The 20,605-nt window shown below is 70.5% G+C and carries 15 protein-coding genes and 1 pseudogene; 2 read left to right on the plus strand and 14 right to left on the minus strand.

The genetic code is table 11. The features are described from left to right. The 13 genes and pseudogenes from ACWDNU_RS39380 to ACWDNU_RS39440 form a co-directional block, all read right to left on the minus strand. Nucleotides 1-5,848, minus strand: a 5,848-nt coding sequence (locus ACWDNU_RS39380; RefSeq protein ID WP_449672594.1) for an amino acid adenylation domain-containing protein, incomplete at its 3' end; no start/stop codon positions are given. Between the two features lie 16 nt (nt 5,849-5,864). Then, entirely contained in the window at nt 5,865-6,641 is a 777-nt protein-coding gene (locus tag ACWDNU_RS39385; protein ID WP_449672595.1) for an ABC transporter ATP-binding protein, read from the minus strand. Beyond that, complete coding sequence (locus ACWDNU_RS39390; RefSeq protein WP_116199907.1) at nt 6,638-7,660, minus strand: FecCD family ABC transporter permease; 1,023 nt, start codon at nt 7,658-7,660, stop codon at nt 6,638-6,640. The genes ACWDNU_RS39385 and ACWDNU_RS39390 overlap by 4 nt, the downstream gene beginning before the upstream one ends. Further along, complete coding sequence (locus tag ACWDNU_RS39395) at nt 7,657-8,640, minus strand: FecCD family ABC transporter permease (protein ID WP_354743294.1); 984 nt, start codon at nt 8,638-8,640, stop codon at nt 7,657-7,659. Before ACWDNU_RS39395 ends, ACWDNU_RS39390 begins: the two co-directional genes overlap by 4 nt. Beyond that, nucleotides 8,637-9,635, minus strand: a complete 999-nt coding sequence (locus tag ACWDNU_RS39400; RefSeq protein ID WP_449672596.1) for an ABC transporter substrate-binding protein — start codon at nt 9,633-9,635, stop codon at nt 8,637-8,639. The genes ACWDNU_RS39395 and ACWDNU_RS39400 overlap by 4 nt, the downstream gene beginning before the upstream one ends. A 26-nt stretch (nt 9,636-9,661) precedes the next feature. Continuing rightward, nucleotides 9,662-10,516, minus strand: coding sequence for a siderophore-interacting protein (locus ACWDNU_RS39405; protein ID WP_449672597.1), 855 nt, complete (start codon nt 10,514-10,516; stop codon nt 9,662-9,664). Beyond that, a complete protein-coding gene (locus tag ACWDNU_RS39410) occupies nt 10,513-10,755 on the minus strand; it encodes a phosphopantetheine-binding protein (protein ID WP_370938247.1) in 243 nt (80 codons plus the stop codon). Before ACWDNU_RS39410 ends, ACWDNU_RS39405 begins: the two co-directional genes overlap by 4 nt. Beyond that, nucleotides 10,752-11,414, minus strand: coding sequence for an isochorismatase family protein (locus ACWDNU_RS39415; RefSeq protein ID WP_449672598.1), 663 nt, complete (start codon nt 11,412-11,414; stop codon nt 10,752-10,754). The genes ACWDNU_RS39410 and ACWDNU_RS39415 overlap by 4 nt, the downstream gene beginning before the upstream one ends. 3 nt (nt 11,415-11,417) lie before the next feature. Next, nucleotides 11,418-13,013, minus strand: coding sequence for a (2,3-dihydroxybenzoyl)adenylate synthase (locus tag ACWDNU_RS39420; RefSeq protein WP_449672599.1), 1,596 nt, complete (start codon nt 13,011-13,013; stop codon nt 11,418-11,420). Further along, nucleotides 13,010-14,425: an isochorismate synthase gene (locus ACWDNU_RS39425; protein WP_449672600.1), complete on the minus strand. Its 1,416-nt coding sequence runs from the start codon at nt 14,423-14,425 to the stop codon at nt 13,010-13,012. The genes ACWDNU_RS39420 and ACWDNU_RS39425 overlap by 4 nt, the downstream gene beginning before the upstream one ends. 153 nt (nt 14,426-14,578) lie before the next feature. Continuing rightward, entirely contained in the window at nt 14,579-15,286 is a 708-nt protein-coding gene (locus ACWDNU_RS39430) for a 2,3-dihydro-2,3-dihydroxybenzoate dehydrogenase (RefSeq protein ID WP_449672605.1), read from the minus strand. Between the two features lie 141 nt (nt 15,287-15,427). After that, nucleotides 15,428-15,586, minus strand: a pseudogene (locus ACWDNU_RS39435) (SDR family NAD(P)-dependent oxidoreductase); the annotation flags it as partial. Nucleotides 15,587-15,663: 77 nt separating this feature from the next. Continuing rightward, nucleotides 15,664-17,901, minus strand: coding sequence for a heavy metal translocating P-type ATPase (locus ACWDNU_RS39440; RefSeq protein WP_449672601.1), 2,238 nt, complete (start codon nt 17,899-17,901; stop codon nt 15,664-15,666). Nucleotides 17,902-18,090: 189 nt separating this feature from the next. Between ACWDNU_RS39440 and ACWDNU_RS39445 the strand changes: the two genes are divergently transcribed. Beyond that, nucleotides 18,091-18,324 (plus strand): hypothetical protein, encoded by a 234-nt coding sequence (locus ACWDNU_RS39445; protein WP_449672602.1) that lies wholly within the window; start codon nt 18,091-18,093, stop codon nt 18,322-18,324. A gap of 149 nt (nt 18,325-18,473) precedes the next feature. On the opposite strand, the gene ACWDNU_RS39450 is transcribed toward ACWDNU_RS39445, so the two are convergent. Continuing rightward, the gene (locus tag ACWDNU_RS39450; RefSeq protein WP_449672603.1) at nt 18,474-20,414 is read right to left on the minus strand and encodes a cytochrome c oxidase assembly protein; all 1,941 of its coding nucleotides are present in this window, start codon (nt 20,412-20,414) and stop codon (nt 18,474-18,476) included. Between ACWDNU_RS39450 and ACWDNU_RS39455 the strand changes: the two genes are divergently transcribed. Further along, a partial coding sequence (locus ACWDNU_RS39455; protein WP_449672604.1) for a hypothetical protein occupies nt 20,407-20,605 on the plus strand: 199 nt, incomplete at its 3' end. The genes ACWDNU_RS39450 and ACWDNU_RS39455 overlap by 8 nt on opposite strands.

Below are 20,605 nucleotides of genomic sequence, written 5' to 3' on the forward strand. Positions count from 1 at the left end.
CCAGCAGCACCGCGACCGGGTCTTGTTCCCGCACCCCGGCCTCGCGCAAGGCGTGCGCGAGCTGGTTCGCCTTCCGGTCCAGTTCCGCGTAGGTCAAGCGGCGGTTCCGGCACACCACGGCTTCGGCGTCCGGAGTCTCCCGTACCCAGTGGGCGAATTCCTCCAGACAGGTACCGGCTTCCCGCCTTGGTTCCGGACCGGTTCCTTGCTGCAGCAGAGCTGCTTCCTCTTCTGCGTCAAGAGAACGCAGCCGTGCGACCGGTTGCTGCGGGTCGGCCACGATCTCGTGCAGCAGAGTTGTCAGCCAGCGGCCGTAAGCCGCCACGGTCGGCTCGTCGAAGGAGTTCGGCTGGTAGCCGAGGCCGATCGAGATCTCGTCGCCCGGCAGCACGATCACCGTCAGCGGATAGTGCGTCGCGTCAGTGATGTCGACGCCCGCGAGGTCGAGCCCGGGCGCGAGCGGTTCGCGGTCCCGGCTGGAGAGCGGGAAGTTCTCCATCACCAGCATCGTGTCGAACAGATCGCCGACGCCCGCCGCGCGCTGGATGTCCGGCAGGCCGAGGTGATGGTGGTCGGTGAGCCGCGCGTTCTCGTCCTGCACTCGCGCCAGCAGCTCTGCGGCCGGATCGGACGGCGCGAACGCCACGCGCACCGGAATGGTGGTGCCGAGCTGGCCGATCATCGCCTCCACACCGGGCACATCGGACGGACGGCCGGACACCGGGCAGCCGAACACCACGTCCTGGCGTCCGGTGAGCCGCGCCAGCAGAACGCCCCACGCGGTCTGGAACACCGCCGTCGACGTGACGCCGCGTTCCCGGGCGAAGACGCGCAGCTGTTCGCTGAAGTCCGCGCCGAGCCCGACCCAGATCCGCTGTGGACGGTCTGAAGTGGACTCATTGGTCGCCGGAGCGAGCCGAGTTCCTTCTTCGAGGCCAGCCAATGCGGTCTGCCAGGCCTCGACGGCCGCGTCGTGATCGCGGGCGGCCAGCACCCGGTGGTACTCCGTGAGCGACGGCGCGACCGGAGCAGCCGGTCCGCCGTCCAATTCGGCGTAGGTGGCCAGCAGGGCGCGGCCGACGAGCGGCATCGACCAGCCGTCGAGCAGCGCGTGATGGATCGTCAGCACCAGCCGGTGTTCGGCCGGGCCGAGGGTGAGCAGCAGGAACCGGATCAGCGGCGGCACCGCCGGGTCGAACGGGCGGGCCAGCTCGGCCGCGCATTCGTCGTCGGCGTTCTCCGGGTGCTCGACGTGCCGCCAGTCCAGGTGCAGGTCGGCGGGCACGACCTGCACGACCTCGCCCGCCGCCGTCGTGTGCAGGTGGACGCGCAGCGCCGGATGCCGTCGCAGCAGTTCCCCGGCGGCGGCTCGCATCCGGTCTGGATCGAGCTGCCCTTCGAGCCGGGTGACCGCCTGCACGGTGTAGACGTCCGGTCCGCCCCGGGTCAGAGTGTGGAACGAAAGCCCGGCCTGCAACGGCGTCGCGGGCAGGACGTCGGCGAGCGGGCCCTGCTGTTCGAGGGCGTCGATGTCGTCCTGAGTGATGCTGACCAGCGGAAGGTCCGACGGTGTGAGCCCGCCGATGCTCTCCCGGGCATGCGCCGCCAACGTGGCCAGCGCCGCTGCCCACGCTTCTTGCAGGCGTTCGACCTCGTCCGGCGGCAGGACCCGGCTGGCGGCGGTCCATTCGACGGCGATCCGCGGCACGCTGTCCTCGCGGACGAAGCAGTTCAGCGCCAGGACCTGCTCCAACGCCTTCGCGGGCGGCTCGATCACGGCGAACGGATCCTCGTCCGGCAGCTGCCAGCCGCCGGACAGCGGAGTGAACCGGCCGAGGTAGTTGAGCAGAACGTCCGGCATTTCCGGCGCGAACTCAGCGCCGCGGTCGAGGTACCGGAGGACGCCGAAACCGATCCCGCCGTCCGGCACTGCCCGACGCGCTTCCTTGACCGCGCGCAGCAAGCGATCGAGTGTGTCCACTCCGGACAGTTCAATGTGGACCGGGTATTCGGCGGTGAACCAGCCGACCGTGCGAGCGAGGTCCAAGCCTTCGCGGCCGTGGCCCTCCATCGTGACGGTCAACGCGTCTTCGTCACCACGCAACGTCAGTACGAGCGCGGCGAGCAGCACCTCGTCGACGCCCGCACGATAGGCCGCGGGCAACGTCATGAGGATCGCCGTGCTTTCCTCTTCGCTCGCGACGGTAACCGAACGATGCGCGGTGGCAACAGTATCGAGCGTCGGGTCAAGCTTGCTCTTCTGCGCCGACCGCCAGTACTCCAGTTCCCCGCGTCGCGCACCGCTCGCGCCCTGCTCGGCGAGTGCCAGCGCATGCCGTCGCCAGGAAGTGCGCACGGGCTCCAGAACCCCGTCCTCGCACGCCGTCTGGAGATCAGGCAGCAGAATCCGCCAGGAAACCCCGTCGATCGCCAGGTGGTGCACGACGATCACCACCTGGTCCCCCACCAGTGCGACCCGCAGCATCTCCCCGGCGCGCGGGTCCAATTCGGACGCCAGCCGCTCCGCCACCTCGGCCGGATCCCCCGTCGCCTCGCTCACCGACGCCGCGACTGCTCCCCGGGGCCGGATCACCAACGAACCGTCGGATTCGACCCGAAGCCGCAGCACATCGTGGTGATCCAGAAGCGCCTGAACACCTTCGCGCAGCCTTGGCACCGGACCGTCCACTCGGAGCACTGTCCACTGTGCATAGCCGACGATCGCGTCCAGATCCGGATTCAGGTCGAACAACGTCCGCACGATCGGCGGCGCCGGAACCTCACCGATCGGCTCGTCCGGTTCGCTGTCCGGTTCGGACAGATCCCGGCTCGCCGCCGCCAGGGCCGCGAAACTGCGCCGTGCCAGCAAATCCCGCGGTCGGAGGTCGAGTCCGTGTGCCCGCAACCGGCTGCTCACGCTGATCGCCGTGATGCTGTCGCCGCCGAGGGCGAAGAAATCATCGTCGACCGCGACCCGCTCCACGCCGATCACCTCGGCGATCGCCGCGCACAGCAACCGTTCCCGCTCGGTCTGCGGCTCGCGCCCACCGTCTGCCGCTGCCGGTGCGGGCAGCGCGGCCCGGTCGAGTTTTCCGTTGCCGGTCAACGGAAGTTCGTCCAGCACCACGACCGCCGCCGGGACCATCGCTTCCGGCAACCGCTGCACGAGCGTCGCGCGCACGTCCTCCGCTACCAGCCCAGCACCGACGACATACCCGATCAAGCGCGGCCCGCGCACCGCCGCCGCAGCCGCCCGAACACCGGGAACCGCGCCGAGCGCGCCCTCGACCTCGCCCAATTCCACGCGGTGGCCACGAATCTTGACCTGACCGTCGCGGCGTCCCAGGTACTCCAGACCGCGACCGGGCACCCAGCGCACGACGTCGCCAGTGCGGTACATCCGCTCCCCCGGCGGCCCGAACGGATCGGCGACGAACCGCTCCGCCGTCCCGCCCGGACGGCCGAGATAACCGCGAGCCAGATGCGGCCCGGCTAGGTACAACTCTCCGCGACTGCCCGGCAGCACCGGGCGCAGCGCCGCGTCGAGCACGTACACCCTAGTGCCCGGCACCGCGAACCCGATCACCGGCTCGTCACCCGTGACCGGCGCGCTGGCACCGTCCACAGTGGCCTCAGTCGGACCGTAAATATTGCGCGCCCGAATGCCGGACGACGCGACCCGCTGCCACAACGCTGGCGGCGTCGCCTCGCCGCCGAGCACGAGCAACGCCGGGTCGAGCGAACCCGCGTCCAGCAACGGCGCGGCCATCGACGGCGTCGTGTCGATGACGTCGATCCGGTCGCGCAGGAAAGCGGCGTGCAAAGCGTCGACGTCGCGCGCGGTTTCCGTGTCGTAGACGTGCAATTCGTGCCCGCACAGCATCCACAGCAGCTGTTCGATCGCCGAGTCGAAGGCGAAGGAATACGTGTGGGCCACGCGGAGCCGTCGTCCCTGCGCGGTCTCGGCGACCGTGGTCGCGCGGTGGTTCCGCAGCAACGTCTCCAGCCCGCCGGACCGGACCAGCACTCCCTTGGGCTGCCCAGTGGAGCCCGAGGTGAAGATGACGTACGCGAGATCTTCCGGATGACGGTCCACATCGGACAGTTCCGCCGCCGAATACCCGGCGATCTCGTCCCGTACCGACGGCTCGTCCAACCGAAGCTGCGGCACTCCCGGCAGCAGGTCGGAGTTTGTGATGGCGAGCTTCGGGGTCACCTCGGCGACCAGCGAGCGAAGCCGTTCCGCCGGATGCGCCAAGTCGAGCGGCAGGAACGCGGCACCGGCGTCAAGAACCGCCAGCAACGCCACCACCAGATCGACCGACCGCGGCAACGCCAGCGCCACCACGTCGTCCGCCCCGACACCCCGCGCCCGCAACGCCCGCGCCAGCCGGTGCACCCGGTCCAGCACCTCGTCACCAGTGAGCCGCTCGTCGCCGCAGACCAGCGCGGTCTGCCCGCCGAGTCCTTCACGGACCTCCGTTGCGGCAACGGCGGGTGTCGACCATTCGGCAAGCAAGGCATCGACATCCGGAACCAGGTCCACCCCGCCGACCACCGGCGCGTCCGCCCGAGTGAACGCGGAGATCAACGCCTTCAACGCCGTAAGCTGCGCGTCGACGCCAGCCTGGTCCTGCGACCGCGCATCGACCTCAAAGCCGAGCAACAGCCCGCCGCCAGCCGTCGGCAGCACGCTGAGCCCCATGTCCTCCGGCGGCCCGCCCGCGACGTTCCGCATCGTCCCGCGCGCCTCGCCGAACGCCAGCTCCAGGTCGAACGCCTTGAGGTTGATCCCGCGCCCGTGCAGCAACGCGCCCGCGCCCGGCACCGCCAGATCCTGCGGCAGATTCTCGCCCCGGTACCGCTGGTGCGCGCGCATTTCCCGCAGCGCCTCCGCGACCCGCGCGGTCAGCTCCTCCGGACGGTCGCCCGGCTGCACGCGGACCCGCAACGGCAGCACGTTGACCGCCATCGCCGGAGTCCGCAACGCCGCCCCGACCCGGCACATCAGCGGCACCGCGAACACGACGTCCGCCGTCCCGAGCACGCGATGCAGGAACGCCGCGTAGCACGCGATCAGCGCGTCACCCCAGGTCGTCCCGGCGCGCTTGCCCAGTTCGCCAAGACCGGCGACCTCGTCCGCGGTGAGTTCGGCGCGCGCGGTGAACGTCGCTTCCGGCAGCCCGGCCGCGCTCGCGTCCTCGGCCAGCTCCGGCATCGGCGTGAACCGATCGCACCAGTACGCGCGGTCCTTCGTGAAGCGCTCGCTCATCCGGTACGCGTGGTCGGCTTCGACCAGGTCCGCGAACCGGCCGAACGTCGACGGCGGAACCTCATCGCCTCGCACCGCCGCGGTGTACCGGGCGGCCGTGCGCCGGGCGAGCATCGCTGCGGTGTATCCGTCGAACACCAAATGGTGGCCTAGCTGGGTGAACCACACTTCGGTGTCGGAAAGCCGGAGGATCACGTGCGAGAACAACGCCCGGTCCAGCATCCCGCGACACGCCTCGGCCACCCGCTGCCGCTCCGCCGCGACCCGGGCGTGCGCGGCCGCCAGCGGGTCCGCTTCCCCTTGCAGGTCAACGATCTCCGGCAACGGCACCGGCTCAGCGGACACGGTTTGCCGAGGGCCGTCCGGAGTGTCGAGCACCCGCAGGCGAAGGCTTTCGGCCTCCTCGGTGGTCGCCCGGATCGCCTCGGCCAGCGCCGCGAGGTCTATCGGCGCGCCGCCGGAGACTTCTACGACGTCCCCGACGAGGTAATACGGCGAATCCGGTTCCAGCCGCTGCGCGTTCCAGATGCCCAGCTGGGCGCTGGTCAGCTCGAGGGTGGCGAGTGCGGTGCTCAACAGGTGACTCCTGGGGTCAGAGCGACGGCACGACCATCGGCGTCCCGGTGACCGGATCGGGCACCACGACGCTCGGCAGGTCGAAGACTTCCTTGATCAGCGCGGCGTCCACGACGTCGCCGGGCGCGCCTTCGGCGACGACCCGGCCGTCGCGCATGGCGACCACGTGGTCGGCGTAGCGGCAGGCCTGGTTGATGTCGTGCAGCACCGCGATCACCGTGCGGCCCTCGTCGCGCAGCCGCTTCAGCAGCTCCAGCACCTGGTACTGGTGCGCGATGTCGAGGAACGACGTCGGCTCGTCGAGCAGCAGGTACGGCGTGCGCTGCGCGAGCACGACCGCGATCCACACCCGCTGCCGCTGCCCGCCGGACAGTTCCTGCACCGGACGGTCGGCGAGCCCGGCGACCCCGGCCGCGGTCATCGCGCCGACCACCGCCGTCTCGTCCTCCTCCGACCACGACGACAGCAGCGACTGGTGCGGGAACCGGCCGCGCGCGACCAGCTGCCGGACGCGGACGTCCTCCGGCGCGGACGGATCCTGCGGCAGGAAGCCGAGTTGGCGTGCCAGCGTCTTGGCCGGATACGCCCCGACCTCGCGGCCGTCGAAGGTCACGCCGCCGTCGGACGGACGCAGCAGCCGGACGAACGCGCGCAGCAATGTCGATTTACCGCACGCGTTCGGGCCGACCACCGCGGTGAACGCGCGGTCGGGCACGTCGAGCTGCAACTGCGTCGACACGACGCGGTCGCCGTAGCGCAGGGTGAGATCCCGCGCGGTCAAGCGGGCGGTCACTTCCGCCGCACCTCCTTGGTGAGCAGCCAGATCAGGTAGCAGCCGCCGATCGCCGTGCTGACCACGCCGACCGGCAGCGACACCGGGGCGAGCAGCATCTGCGCGGCTAGGTCGGCTCCGGCGAGCAGCACCGCGCCGGTCAGCGCGGCGGGCAGCAGCGGTATGCCGGGCGCACGGGCGAGCCTCCGGCCGATCTGCGGAGCGGCTAGCGCGACGAACGCGATCGGCCCGGCCACCGCGGTGACCGTCGCCGTGCAAGCGACGCCGATCACCACCAGTTGCAGCCGCAGGGATTCGTGGCGGACACCGGTCGTCACCGCGAGTTCCGTGCCGAGCGCCGCTTGGTGCAGCGCGGGCGCCCGGGTCAGCAACACCGCGAACAGCACGGCCAGCACCCCGAACGGCACAGCGACGTCGCTCCAGCCGATGCCGTTGAGCGAACCGGCGCTCCAGCCGACCGCCGCGATCGCGACTTCCAAGTCGGCGCGCAGCACGATCCACGAGTTCAACGCGGTCAGCATCGCGTTGATCGCGATCCCGATGACGATCAGCCGCAACCCGGACCGGCTGCCGCCCATCGACAGCAGATAGACCGCGGCCGCGGTGACCAGCCCGCCGAGCACCGACGCGAACGTCAGCTGCGCCGGAGAACCGGACAGCACCGTCATCGCGATCAGTGCGCCGGTGTAGGCCCCGGAATCGAGGCCGATCACGTCCGGGCTGCCGAGCGGATTCCTGGTGACGTTCTGGAAAATGGCCCCGGCCAGCCCGAGCGCGGCCCCGAACACGAGCCCGGCCGCCACGCGCGGCAGCCGCCATTCGCGGATCACCACACCCGGTCCGCCGCCGGATCCGCCGAGCGCGGCGAACACCCGCGCCGGACTCGCCCAAGCCGCGCCGTAGCAAAGCCCCAGCAACGCGAGCCCGGCGAGAACGACGCCGAGCACGGCGACGAGCACGACCGTGCGGCGCTCGACCCGCAGCGAAACCCGCCCCCGGCGGAACACGAACGCGGTCACAGCGCGGCCGTCCCGTACTTGCGGACCGCCCAGATCAGCACCGGACCGCCGACGAACGCCGTCACGATCGCGACCGGAACCTCGCCGGTCGGCAGCAGCACGCGCGAGCCGATGTCCGACACCAGCAGCAGAATCGGGCCCAGCACCACCGCGAACGCGGTCAGCCACGGCACCGAAGCGCCCGCCGCGCGCCGCGCGAGATGCGGCACGATCAGGCCGACGAACAGAATCGGCCCGGCCACCGCGGTCGCCGCTCCGGCCAGCAAAGTGATCAGCAGCAGCGTCACCGCGCGGATTCGGGCCACGCGCGCGCCGAGAGTGTGCGCGACAGTGTCGCCCAGCGCGAGTGCGTTCAGCTGGCGGCTCAGCAGAAACGCGGCGACCACGCTCACCGCGATCACGATCAGCGGCACCGTCAGCGGAGCCTGTTCCCGGCCGGCCAGCGAACCGACCGCCCAGAACCGGTACCGGTCGAAAGTGTCGGGCAGCAACAGCCTTAAGCCGAGCGAAACGCCGCTGAGCACGAAGGTCAGCGCAGTTCCGGTGAGCACCATCCGCAACGGCGACCGCCGGCCGACCGCGTACACCAGCAGCGTCGCCAGCACAGCGCCGAGCACCGCGAACAGCAGTTCCCCCGACTCGGAAACGGCGATGCCGAGCGCGGAACCGATCGTGATGGCGAACCCGGCCCCGGCGGTCACGCCGAGCACACCGGGTTCGGCCAACGGGTTGCGCGACAACACCTGGACGAGCACCCCGGCCACCGCCAGCGCCGCGCCGACGCCGACCGCCAGCAGCGCCCGCGGCGCACGGACGTCCCGCACCACCGCTTGATCGGCCGGATCACCGTGGCCGAAGATGGCCTTGAGCACCTCCGCCGGCGCGATGCCGTGCGCCCCGACGCCCACGCTGACCACGGCAACCGCCGCCAGCAGGACGACGGCGGCGGCCAGCAGCGCGGTCCGGCTGCGCGCGGTCACTTCTTCAGCAGCGGCGCGAACGCCTGGTCCACCGCGTCCAGCGTCTTCATCGCCGCCCGGTAGGTGGCCGCTTCGGTGTAGCGGAAGGCGAACGTCTTGCCCGCCTTCACCGCCGGAAGTTCCTTCCACAACGGCGAATCGAGCACGTACTTCACCGCGGGCGGCACCGAGCCGTCCGGCTTCACCGAGTAGGTGATCGCGTCCGCCTGCGCGAACGCCGTGGGCAGTTCCTCGATCGACGGGTACTCGCTGACGTCCTTCGAGCCGCCGCCCTTGACCTTCACCTGGCCGTAGTAGTTCGCGCCGAGGTCCTGCGCGATGTTGGTGCCCCAGGAATCCTTGAACTCGCGCTGGAAGTTGCCCTTCGCGACCTCGCCGTACGCGCCGACGTGGCCCAGTTTCAGCTGCGGCAGCACGGCTTTGTACTTGTCCGCGAGCTGCTTCGCCTTCGCCTCGTACTCCTGGCGCGCGGCGTCGAACCCGGCCAGCGCGCCCGCCGCGTCGGACTGCTTGCGCGAAAGCTCCCGCCACGCCGACGGCACCGACGGCCCGATCGCCACGACCGGCGCGATCTCCTGCAGCCGCTTGACGTCGATGTCCGCGAGCACCGGCTTCGGCACGCCGATCACGATCAGGTCCGGATCCGCCTGCGCGATCGCCTCGTAGTTCGTCTCGGCGGCCTGTTCGCCCGCGACCTTCGGCAGCTCGTCGTACTTCTTGCGGTCCTCGGTCGTCATCATCGGCAGGCCGCGCTTCCACGTCGAAATCCCGACAAGCGGAGCCTTCGCCTCGAGCAGCGCGGGGACGGCGTAGCCGGTCGCGATCACGCGCTTCGGCTTGACCGGGATCTTGATCTCACCGTTGTCGGCGGCGAACACGCGGGTCGGGGCGTCGCTCCCGCCGCTTTGTGCGTCACCGGAGCCGCAGCCGGCTACGACGGTGAGGGCGACCGCGAGGGCAGCGGCGGCGAGACGGGTCTTTCTGGTGACGGTCATGCGAGGGTCCTTGCTGTTCTGGTGGATCAGTGGTCGTGCTCGTCGTCGAAGTCCGCGACGCCGCGTTTCCAGTAGCCGGTCACGTCGTAGTCCTCGCGGGCGAGCCCGAGGTCGTCACGCAGCCAACGGCGCAACGGCTTGATCGCGCCCGCCTCTCCGGCGATCCACGCGTAAAGCCGTTCGCCTTCGGGCACCTTGACTTCGCGCACGGCGTCGGCGAGAAGCTCGACGCTGCCCGGCGCGGCTGCTCCGCGGTGCAGCCAATGGACTTCGACGCCTTCCGGAGCGTCGAGGTCGATCTGCTCGCTCGCGTCGGCGACCTCGGCGAACGCCCAGCCGACCACGGTCCGCGGCAGTTCCTCCAGCCAGCGCGCGAGCGCGGGCAACGCCGTGATGTCGCCGGCGAGCAAGTAGCGGTCGTAGTTGTGCGGCACGATCAGCCCGCCCGGCGGACCGGCGACGTGCACGGCGTCGCCCGGCTGAACCGCGCGCGCCCAATCCGAGCCGAGACCGCCGTCGTGCAGGGCGACGTCGAGGTCCAGTTCGCCGGACGCCGGGTCGTAGCGGCGGACGGTGTACTCGCGCGAAACCGGCGACGGCTTCGGCCAGCGGAGCAGGTCACCGTTCGCCTCGGGCAGCCGGAGCTGGCCGTCGGCGTCCGGGAAGAGGATCTTCACGTGCTCGTCCGGCGAATGCGCCTCGAACCCCGCCGTGCCCGGCCCGCCGAGGGTGACGCGCAGCAGCCCGGCGCCGACCGCGCTGGTCCGCACGACCTCCGCGCGTCGGATCCTGATGGGGTACGGCACTTTCTCGGCCTGACGGCCCGCGCGGACCTCCGCGATCCGGGCGGTGTGGCGGTGCCGGTGCTCGTCCCGGCTCACTGCGCGCCGCCGGTGAGCAGCTTCGTCCAATGCCCGAGGCGCGGGTCTTCGGCGAGGTCGGCGAATTCCAGCTGCGCCGCGCCCGCGCCGCGCCACTTCTCGACCAGGCTCATGATCCGCATCGAGTCGAGGCCGAGGTCGGCGAGGTCGGTGTCCGGGGTCAGCTCGTCGAGGCCGCAGCCGAGCAGTTCGGCGACGTCCGCGTTGACCTGGTCGGCCGTCAGTCCGGGGTTGCTCATCGAGGTGCTCCTGCGGGAATCGGCGCCGAGAGCGCGGCGAGCGCGTCGGCGGTGGTGGTGACGACGCCGCAGTGTTGCGCGACGTACTCGCACGCCTGGTCGTGCCGGGAGCGGTCGAAGTCCGCGACCGCGTCGCTGATCAGGAACGGCCGGACGTCGCGCATGAACGCCTCGACCGCCGTGGTCTGGCAGCCGATGTGCGCGTAGACGCCGGTGATCAGCAGCTGGTCGCGGTCGCCGAGCTGCTCGCGGAAAGTGCTGCGCTGGAAGGCGCTGTAGCGCCATTTGTCCAGCACGATGTCGCCCGGCCGCGGAGCCAGCTCGTCGACGATGTCCGCGGCGCGCGGGTCGTCGTCGATCACCGCGCCGATGCCGTCGCCCCAGAATTCGGTGAGCAGCCCGCGATCGGCGGCCGGCTGCTTGCCCGGCTGCGCGGTGTAGAACACCGGAACGCCGTAACTGCGCGCCTTCTCGGCGAGCTCCGCGATGTTCGCGACCATCTCCGGAATCGGCGAGCCCTCATACGGGGCAAGGAAATACCGCTGGACGTCGTGCACGAGCAGGGCCGACCGCGCCGGGTCGGGCCGCCAGTCGACCCGCCCCGCGGGCAGGTCCGCCGCCGTCGGCAGCGGGTACGCCCGGATCTTCGGCAGGGACACGCCTCACCTCTCCTTCGCCAGGGCGGCCAGCGCCGCCCGCAGTTCGCGTTTGCTGGTCTTGCCCACGCCGGTGACCGGGAACTCCCCGACCACCTCCACCAGATCCGGCACCTTGAACGCGGCGATCCCGCGCCCGCGCACGAACCGGCGCAGTTCCGCCGCGCTCGGCTGGCTTCCGTCCACCGGAACGACATACGCGCAGGTCCGCTCGCCGAGGTACTCGTCGGGCACCGCGACGACGGCCGCGTCGAGCACGCCCGGATGCGCCATCAGATGGTTCTCGACCTCTTCCGCCGCGACCTTCTCGCCGCCGCGGTTGATCTGCTCCTTCGCCCGCCCGACGACCTCGAGATGCCCGGATTCCCGTTGCCGCACCAAATCTCCAGTGCGGTAAAACCCGTCCTCGGTGAACGCAGTCTTGTTGTGCTCGGCCGCGTTGTAGTAGCCGCGAATCGTGTACGGCCCGCGCGTGAGCAGCGCGCCGATTTCGCCGGGCTCGACTACATGGTCCGATTTCGCCAGCGGATCGTCCGGATTCACGACGCGCACCTCGTCGTCCGGCGAAATCGGCCGCCCCTGGGTGCTCAGGACGAGGTCTTCTGGATCGTCCAGCCGGGTGTAGCAGACCAGCCCCTCGGCCATGCCGAACACCTGCTGCAACTGGCATCCCAGCGCCGGGCCGATGCGCTCGGCGAGTTCCCGGCCGCATTTCGCGCCGCCGACGAGCAGAACGTCCAAAGAGGACAGATCTCGTTGGGTCCGCGCCGCCGCCTGCACCCAAGCCGCCGCCAACGGCGGAACCACCCCGCTGATCGTGACCCCTTCGGCCTCGATCAACCGAAACGCGGTGTCGGCGTCCGGCCGCGGCGCCATCACCGTGGCCGCACCCGCGTGCAACGCGCCGAGCAGCCCGGGCGAGCTGAGCGGGAAATTATGCGCAACGGGCAGGGCCGCGAGGTACACGCTTTCCTTTTTGAGGCCGCAGATCCGCGCGCTTTCCCTGACGCTGTAGAGATAATCGTCGTGAGTACGCGGAATCAGCTTCGGCAACCCGGTACTTCCGCCGGACAGCTGCAGAAACGCCATCCCCTCCGGATCCGGGTCCGGCAGCTCGCGCGGTTCGGTCGCCGCCAGCTCCGCGAACTCCGATTCCCCTACTACTAGGGATTTCCGCTTGGCAACCTCCCGCGCCATCTTCGCGTGATCGTGCCCAGCGTGCTCTTTTACGGTGATAATCGCCTGTGCTTCGCTCTGCTCCACGAAGTGCCGCAACTCGCTGTCCCGATGCGCGGGCAACGCGAACACCGGCACCGCACCGGCCCGCCACAGTCCAAAAACGACAGACACGAACTCCGGAATATTCGGCAACTGCACGACCACCCGGTCGCCCTGCTTGATCCCGTTCGCGACAAACCCAGCCGCCAACCGATGCGCCCGCTCGTCCAGTTCGGCGAACGTCCACCGCTGCTCCTCGCCGACCACCGCCGTCCGGCTCGCATACGCGTCCTTGAGCGACGTCAGCAACGCCCCGAACGTCTGCCCCCGCCAATACCCGCTGGCCCGATACCTCGCCGCGGCTTCCTCCGGCCACCGGCTCACGCGACCCCCTCCGCACCCAGCGCGCGCAGCAGCGTCCCGAACTTCGCACTGGTCTCGGCCAGTTCCGCCGCCGGATCAGACCCAGCGACGACGCCCGCCCCCGCGAACAGCCGCGCCGTCTTGTCGGACACCTCCGCACACCGGATCGTGACCACCCATTCACCGTCCCCCGCGAGGTCGGTCCAGCCGACCAGCCCCGCGTAATACCCGCGATCCTCGGGTTCCAGCCGCGCGATCGTGTCGCGCGCCAACTCGACCGGCACGCCGCACACCGCGGGCGTCGGATGCAAAGCTTCAGCCAACTCCAACGACGACGGCCCGCCCGGCCCCACTCGCCCGGTGATCCGGGTGGAAAGGTGCCACATCGTAGGCGTGCCCATCACTTCCGGCTCTTCCGGAACTTCCAGCTCGGTGCAGTACCGCCCCAGCACCTCCGCGACCTGCGCCGCGACGAGAGCGTGTTCATTGAGGTCCTTTTCGGACACTCTCAACTCGGCAATCGCCTGCGCGTCCTGGACCGGATCCCCCGTCCGCCGCCGCGAGCCAGCAAGCGGATTCGCGGTCACGACGTCCCCCTTGCGAGACACCAGCAACTCCGGACTGGCCCCGACGAGCGTCCGCGGCGCCGAATCCCCCGGTGCGCTGACGTCAACGGCAAAGGCGTGCGCCCCCGGGTCCGCCACGACGAGATTGCGGAGCAGTTGCTGGACGGAAAGGCCCTGCTGCCCAACGAGATCCAGCGCGCGGGCGAGGACGACCTTCTCCAGTTCCCCGTCGGCGATGAGACCGACCGCCCGGCGGACGCTTTCGGCGTAGACCTCGGGGGCCGGTTGAGGGACTACGGTCCAGGAGGTTTGAGCCGAGAAGCCGCTCGATTCCCCGCGACCGCCCGCGCTTGAAACCTCGTCGACCGGCTCCGCGCAACCGCCCGCGTTTGAAACCCCGCCAGCCAACTCCGCACGACCACCCACGCCTGAAACCTCGTCGGCCAGCTCCGCGCTACCGCCCAGACCCGAAACCCCGCCAGCCAACTTCCCGCGACCATTCGCGCCCGAAACCCCGCCAGCCAACTCCGCGCGACCGCCCACGCCCGAATCCGAGCCCGCCGCGTCGCCCGGCGCCTTGGCCCGGCGCACCACCGCAGGCACGATCAGGCTGCTCCCGGAATCCGGCCGAAACCCGATCGCCCCCACCACCACCGGATCGGCAACCCCCGCCAGCACAGCGGCTTCCAACGCCTCAGCAGCAGCCGCGGCCCGGTTGCCGGGTGTGCCGCGGACGCACGAGTGCACCCCGTCGGCGAGCAGCACCCCGCGGGCCGACGAGTAGTAGAACGACCCCGGCAGGTACGCGGCCAGGAGATCCGCCGCCCGGTGGACCGGCCGCGGACGGGCCGGAGCAGGTGAGGACACGAGGTGAATTCCCTTTCGCACACGCGCAGGCGGCCGAGCCGCCCCGTCTGTTCCTTGGACAAGGTCCAGACCTTGACTGTTCGGTTAGCCTAACCTAATGGACGCTACCGTATCCGGACGAAAAGGAAAAGCCGCCCGGCGGGTCAACCCGGGTCACGCGCGCAGCGTGGCCCCGCCGTCGACGTAGAGGTTCTGCATGGTGATGTGCCGCGCCCGGTCGGACGCGAGGAACAGCACCGCGTCCGCGATATCGGCCGGGTCGGCGATCCGCCCGAGCGGAATCCCGACGCGGAATTCCTCCGGATTCCCCGCGATCACGCGAGCTTCGCCGGAGTCGTCCGTCCACAGTAGACGTTGCATGTCGGTGTCGGTCGACCCCGGCGAGACGATGTTGCACCGAATCCCCGACCCGGCGAGCTCCAGCCCGAGACAGCGAGTGAGCATGGTCGCCGCAGCCTTCGAGGCCGCATAAGCAGCCATCCCGGTCCGCGGGACACCAGCCGCGTTCGACCCCACAGTCACGAGCGCCCCGATCCCCCGCGGCTGCATCCGCCGGGAGATCTCGCGCAGCACAGTGAAAACCCCAGTCGAGTTGACCGCGAAGGTCGCCGCCCAGTCCTCGTCGCTGGTCTCGCTGACCGTCCCAGGCCGCAACACCCCCGCGACCGACACCCCGATCCCGATCGGCCCCAACTCGCGCTCGACATCCGCCACCACCCGCGCGACCGCCGCCGGATCCCCAACATCCGCCACGAACGGCACCACCCGCCCGCGCCATCCGCGGACCGGCAGCTGGACACTGGCGTCCACCCGACCCCGCGCCGCATCGGCTGTTATCCGCCCAGGACCGTCCGCGAGCACCCCCGCAACCGATTCCGCCGGCGGTCGCGCACCATCCTCCGCGGCAGAACTTCCCGCGAGACGGCCAAGCGCCCTGGCCCCCGAAAGAGCCCCGGCGTCAACCTGAGCCAGCCCCGCGCCGTAGTCCCGCGCGGCGACCTCCCGCACCCCCTCCTCGTCGATGTCGACCGCGGCCACCACGGCACCGGCCCGGGCGAGCGCCTCCACGACGGCCGCCCCGATTCCGCGCGCACCGCCGGTGACCAGCGCGACCCGCCCCTCGATCCCGGCTTCCGCGTCCCGCGTCACCGCGCACCTCACCCTCCGTCGCCGACCGATTAGGCAAACCTAACCTAATCGAGTGAGCGACGGCCAGGGTGATCCCGCCCACCCCCGGCTCAGCGGCCGGGCGCGAAATTCCGCAGCCGCAAGCTGTTGGCCACCACCAGCACCGACGACAGCGACATCGCGGCCCCCGCGATCAGCGGATTCAGCAGTCCGCACGCGGCGAGCGGCAACGCGGCCACGTTGTACCCGAACGCCCAGACGAGATTGCCGCGAATAGTGCGCAATGTCCGCTGAGCGAGACGGATCGCGTCCGGCAGCACCGACAGATCGTCGCGGACCAGGATGATGTCGGCCGACCGCAAGGCCAGATCGGTCCCCTCGGCGACGGCCAGCCCGAGATCAGCGGTCGCCAGCGCCGGAGCGTCGTTCACCCCGTCGCCGACCATCGCTACCCGATGTCCGTTGCGCTGCAACGCGGACACCGCCGCGGCCTTCTCGCTCGGCAAAACCCCGGCGAGCACCTCGGGAATCCCGACCTCCGCCGCGACCGCCTGCGCCGTCGCCTCGTTATCGCCGGTCAGCAGCACCGTCTTCAATCCCAGCCGATGCAACTGCGCGACCGCCGCCCGCGCCGACGGCTTCACCTCGTCCCGCACTACGAGCATGCCCGCGACCTCGCCGCCTTTCGCAACAAGCACGACCGTCGCCCCGCCAGCCTCCGCCGACGCCACTTCGGCCTCGACCTCCGGGCCAACCGAAACCCCTTCGCCGACCAGCAACCTGGGCCGCCCGACCACTACCGCTGCCCCCTCGACCACGCCGCGCGCACCCAGCCCCGGCAAGGCCTCGAACTCAGCGGCGGCCGGATGAACCTCGGGCCCGCCGGCGACAATCGCTGCTGCAATCGGGTGTTCCGACGATACTTCCACCGCAGCGGCGAGACGCAGCACTTCCGCCGCCGAGTACGACCCGAACGCCCTGGTCTCGGCGAGAGTCATCCGCCCTTGAGTCACCGTGCCGGTCTTGTCCAGCACGACGGTGTCGACCGCACGACTCGCCTCGAGCGCGTCCGGCCCCTTCACCAGAATCCCGAGCTGCGCACCCCGCCCGACGCCGACCATCAACGCCGTCGGGGTCGCCAGCCCCAGCGCACACGGGCACGCGATGATCAGCACGGACACCGCCGCCCCGAACGCGTCCCGCACCGGGTTCCCGCTGAGCAGCCACCCCGCCAGCGTGAGCACCGCGAGCGCCGAGACCACGGGGACGAACACCGCGCACACCCGGTCGGCCAGCCGCTGCACCGCCGCTTTCCGCTCCTGCGCCCGCTCGGCCAGCGCGCTCATCTGCGCCAGCTGCGACCGCGCCCCGACCGCCTCCGCGCGCACCACCAGCCTGCCGTTCAGGTTGATGCTCCCGCCGATCACCCGGTTTCCCGGCCCGACCTCCGCCGGAACCGGTTCTCCCGTGATGGCACTGACGTCCACTGTGGACAGACCGCTGCCGACGGTTCCGTCAGCGGCGATCTTCTCCCCCGGCCGCACCACGAACCGGTCGCCGACCGCCAGTTCTCCGATTCCGACCAGCACTTCGCCTTCCGCGCGCAGAATCCGCACGTCCTTGGCCGCCAGCGCGTCCAGCGCACCGAGCAGGTCCGCCGCGCCGCGCCGGGACCGCGCCTCGAAGTACCTGCCAGCAAGCAGGAACGTCGTCACGCCTGCCGCGACGTCGAGGTACACCGAATCCGCACCCGGCGCGGTCGCGCCGAACCCGATCCAGTAACCCGCCTCGGTGCCCGATCCGATCAGCACCGAGGCCGCCGACCACAGGTAGGACGCCAGCACGCCCAAGGAAACGAGAGTGTCCATACTGGACGATCGGTGCCGCAGATTGCGCAGCGCGGCCCGGTGGAACGGCGCCGCCGACCAGAAGACGACCGGCGTCGCGAGCAGCAGGCATACCAGGCCCCACAACGGGAATCGCAACGACGGCACGAGCGCGAGCGTGATCGACAGGTTTCCCAGCGGGACAGCCAGGACCGCGGCCACGATCAGCCGACGGCGCAGATCGCGCACTCGCGCGTCGCGGTTTTCCGGGGTCGTTTCGCCGCGGACAGTCGCGGTGTAGCCCGCCCGCTCGATCGTCGCGACCAGCGAGGCGGGGTCAAGGTCGGGCGGATAGCGGACGGTCGCGCGTTCGGTCGCGTAGTTCACCGTGGCGCGGACGCCGACGAGCTTGCCGAGGGAACGCTCGACGCGCGCCGCGCAAGCGGCACAGGTCATCCCGCCGACGGCGAGATCGAGTTGACGAGTCGGGGTCGCCGCGGGGGCGGCGGTCTGCGTGGACATGGTTCTCCGAATTCCAGGACGGGCACGAAAGCGGTGGCAGTGCCAGTGCCGGGAAGGCGGACTGATTTCCATAGTACGCCTGGTTTTCCGTCGCCACTCCTTCGGGTGACTTGGGAACCTTTCGCCCTTCTCCGACGACTATCCAGATGGTGGCAGTGCCCGAACCGACCCGATCAGACAGGAGCGAAAATGTCCGAAACCTTTGCCGTAGCAGGAGATCTTCGGCACGTGACCACGTTCTGCGGCAACTGCGACTGCGGCTGCCCGGAGCTGTTCCTCGACGACGCCGCCCCGCCGGAGCGTCGCGTCGTCTTGACCGACGACTTCGGGCAGCGCGTGCAGATGAGCTTGGCACAGCTGAAAGTTCTCGTCGCGGACGTCAAGGACGGAGCCTTGGACAAGGTGGTGGATGCGGTGGTTTAACGATGGAGTCGTTGCGGTGCAACGAGACTGTGCCCATCCGACGCGCGATCTGCGGGCAGGCGGATTCAGCGAGCAGCGGGACCGATGCCGGTCGAGCGAAGCTCAGGAGCGACCGAACCTGATTCGCTGAGGCAGGCATCGGACCGCGGCTACTGCCTTCTGGCCGCCAGGTTGGCGAGCATCGCGTTGTAGGCGGCGAAATCGTCGTCGTCGCCTTGGTCGAAGCGACGGTCCAGACGCGCGGCTTCGCGGTCGTCGTGGCGGCCCCACTGCACCAGCAGCGCCACGACGACCACGATCATCGGGATTTCCCCGGTGGCCCAGGCGATGCCGCCGCCAAGGCGTTGATCGGAGAGGAGGTCAGGCATCCACGGCAGGGACAGGTAGCGGTAGAACGTCTCGGCGATCACCGTCTGCTTGTTCATCAGGATCACGCCGAAGAACGCGTGGAACGGCATCACCGCGAACATCATGCCGAGCCGCGCGAGATGCGGCAACGAGCGCGGCGGGCGGTCGACGCCGATCACCAGCCAGAAGAAAACGTAGCCGGACACGAGGAAATGGAGGTTCATCAGCTGGTGCGCCCAGTGGTAGCGCATCGCCTCGCCGAACAGGCCCGAAAAGTACAGCGCGTAGTACGAGCCGACGAACACCACCGACGCCGCCAGCGGGTGCGCGACCAGGCGCGTGAACCGCGAGTGCAGCAGCGCCACCAGCCACTCGCGCGGACCGTCCGGTCCTTTGCCCGCCACCGGCAAGGCGCGCAACGCGAGGGTCACCGGGCCGCCGAGCACGAGCAGCACCGGGGCGAGCATGGCCAGCGTCATGTGGATGACCATGTGCAGGCTGAAGGTTCCGGACGAGTACTTGCCCAGGCCGGACGACGTCGCGATCAGCACCGTCGCCCAGCCGCAGGTCCACGCCCAGAACCGGCCGCGCGGCCAGCCGTCGCCGCGAGTGCGGAGACGGCGCGCCCCGACCGCGTAGGCCGCGACGGCGAGCACTGCCACGACACCGAGCAGCAGGTCCGGACGCCAATCCAGGAAGAGCCGGGCGAACGTCGGCGGGTCAGGCAGGTCGTAGCCGAGCACAGTCTCGCCGACGGTCGCCGGATCGTCCACGAACGCCGGTGGCACCAGATGCGCCAGCCCAGCCGAGACGCCCATAGCCCCAGCCAGCACCACGACCTCAGCAACGAGAGCCGCTTTCCCGCCGCCCCAACGACGGCGCGTGCCGGCGATCAGCACCGCCAACACCACCGTGACCACGACCTTCACCCCGAGGAGAAAACCATAGCCAGTAAGTAATCCAGCCGGACGGGCAAGTGCGAGGCCGTCGACTATTCCGGACGCGGCGAGTACGACGAGACAACAGGTCGCCAACCGCCGATACCGGCGCAGCGCGACCTCTCGTGCCGAGCCCGAACGCCGGACGTGGAGCAGCAGCGCGACGAGGGAGCCAGTCCACAGGGCTGCCGCGATCACGTGCCACACCAAGGCATTCGTGGCCAGGTCGTGCCACCCGCCGATGGAAACGTGCCCGGCGATGACGCGCGGCAGCAGTCCGACGATGGCGAGCCCCAGCCACCACACCGTGGTGCGCCAGGTCAACGTGCGCCAAACGCCGATCGCTACGGTCGTCGCCACTGCCAGGACGCAGAGCCAGGCTTTGGGTTCCTCCATGGCGTCGACGAGGACGGCGAGGTTCGCCAGGTGCAACGCCTCGGAAACCGGGCGCCCGGACGCGTCAGCGGCGTCGAACGGCACCAGCACCGCGGCCGCGAGCGCCCAGACGACCGCGGCGCCCGCAGCGGTGCGGGTCGCTGCGTAGCCGTCCGGGGAGAGCCGTCCCGATTCGCCGGGCGGGCTCAGAAACGCCGCGAACGCCAGCCCGCCGACGCAGACCACCCCGGCCGCGTCGGCGATCAACCGGAGCAAGGAGGTGCCCAAGGACGTCAACGGGCCGGGAGCCGGGTTGCCGAGAGCGGCATAGACATCGCCCGCCGCGGCGACCACCGCCACGACGGCCACGGCGGCAAACCCCGCTGCGGCAAGCAAACCCCGCCGGTGCGGGGCCGGAATAGTGCGCACAACAGAATGGTCGGGCGGAGGCGCCCGCGAGTTCCCGCGATCTGGATCACGGCCGGATCCCGCGGCGGGCCCTAGCGGGCTGCCGAAACAACGGCTCGGCTCGGCTCGGCTCGGCTCGGCTCGGCTCGGCTCGGCTCGGCTCGGCTCGGCTCGGCTCGGCTCGGCTCGGCTCGGCTCGGCTCGGCTCGGCT

It is taken from the genome of Amycolatopsis sp. NPDC003676, assembly GCF_053587275.1.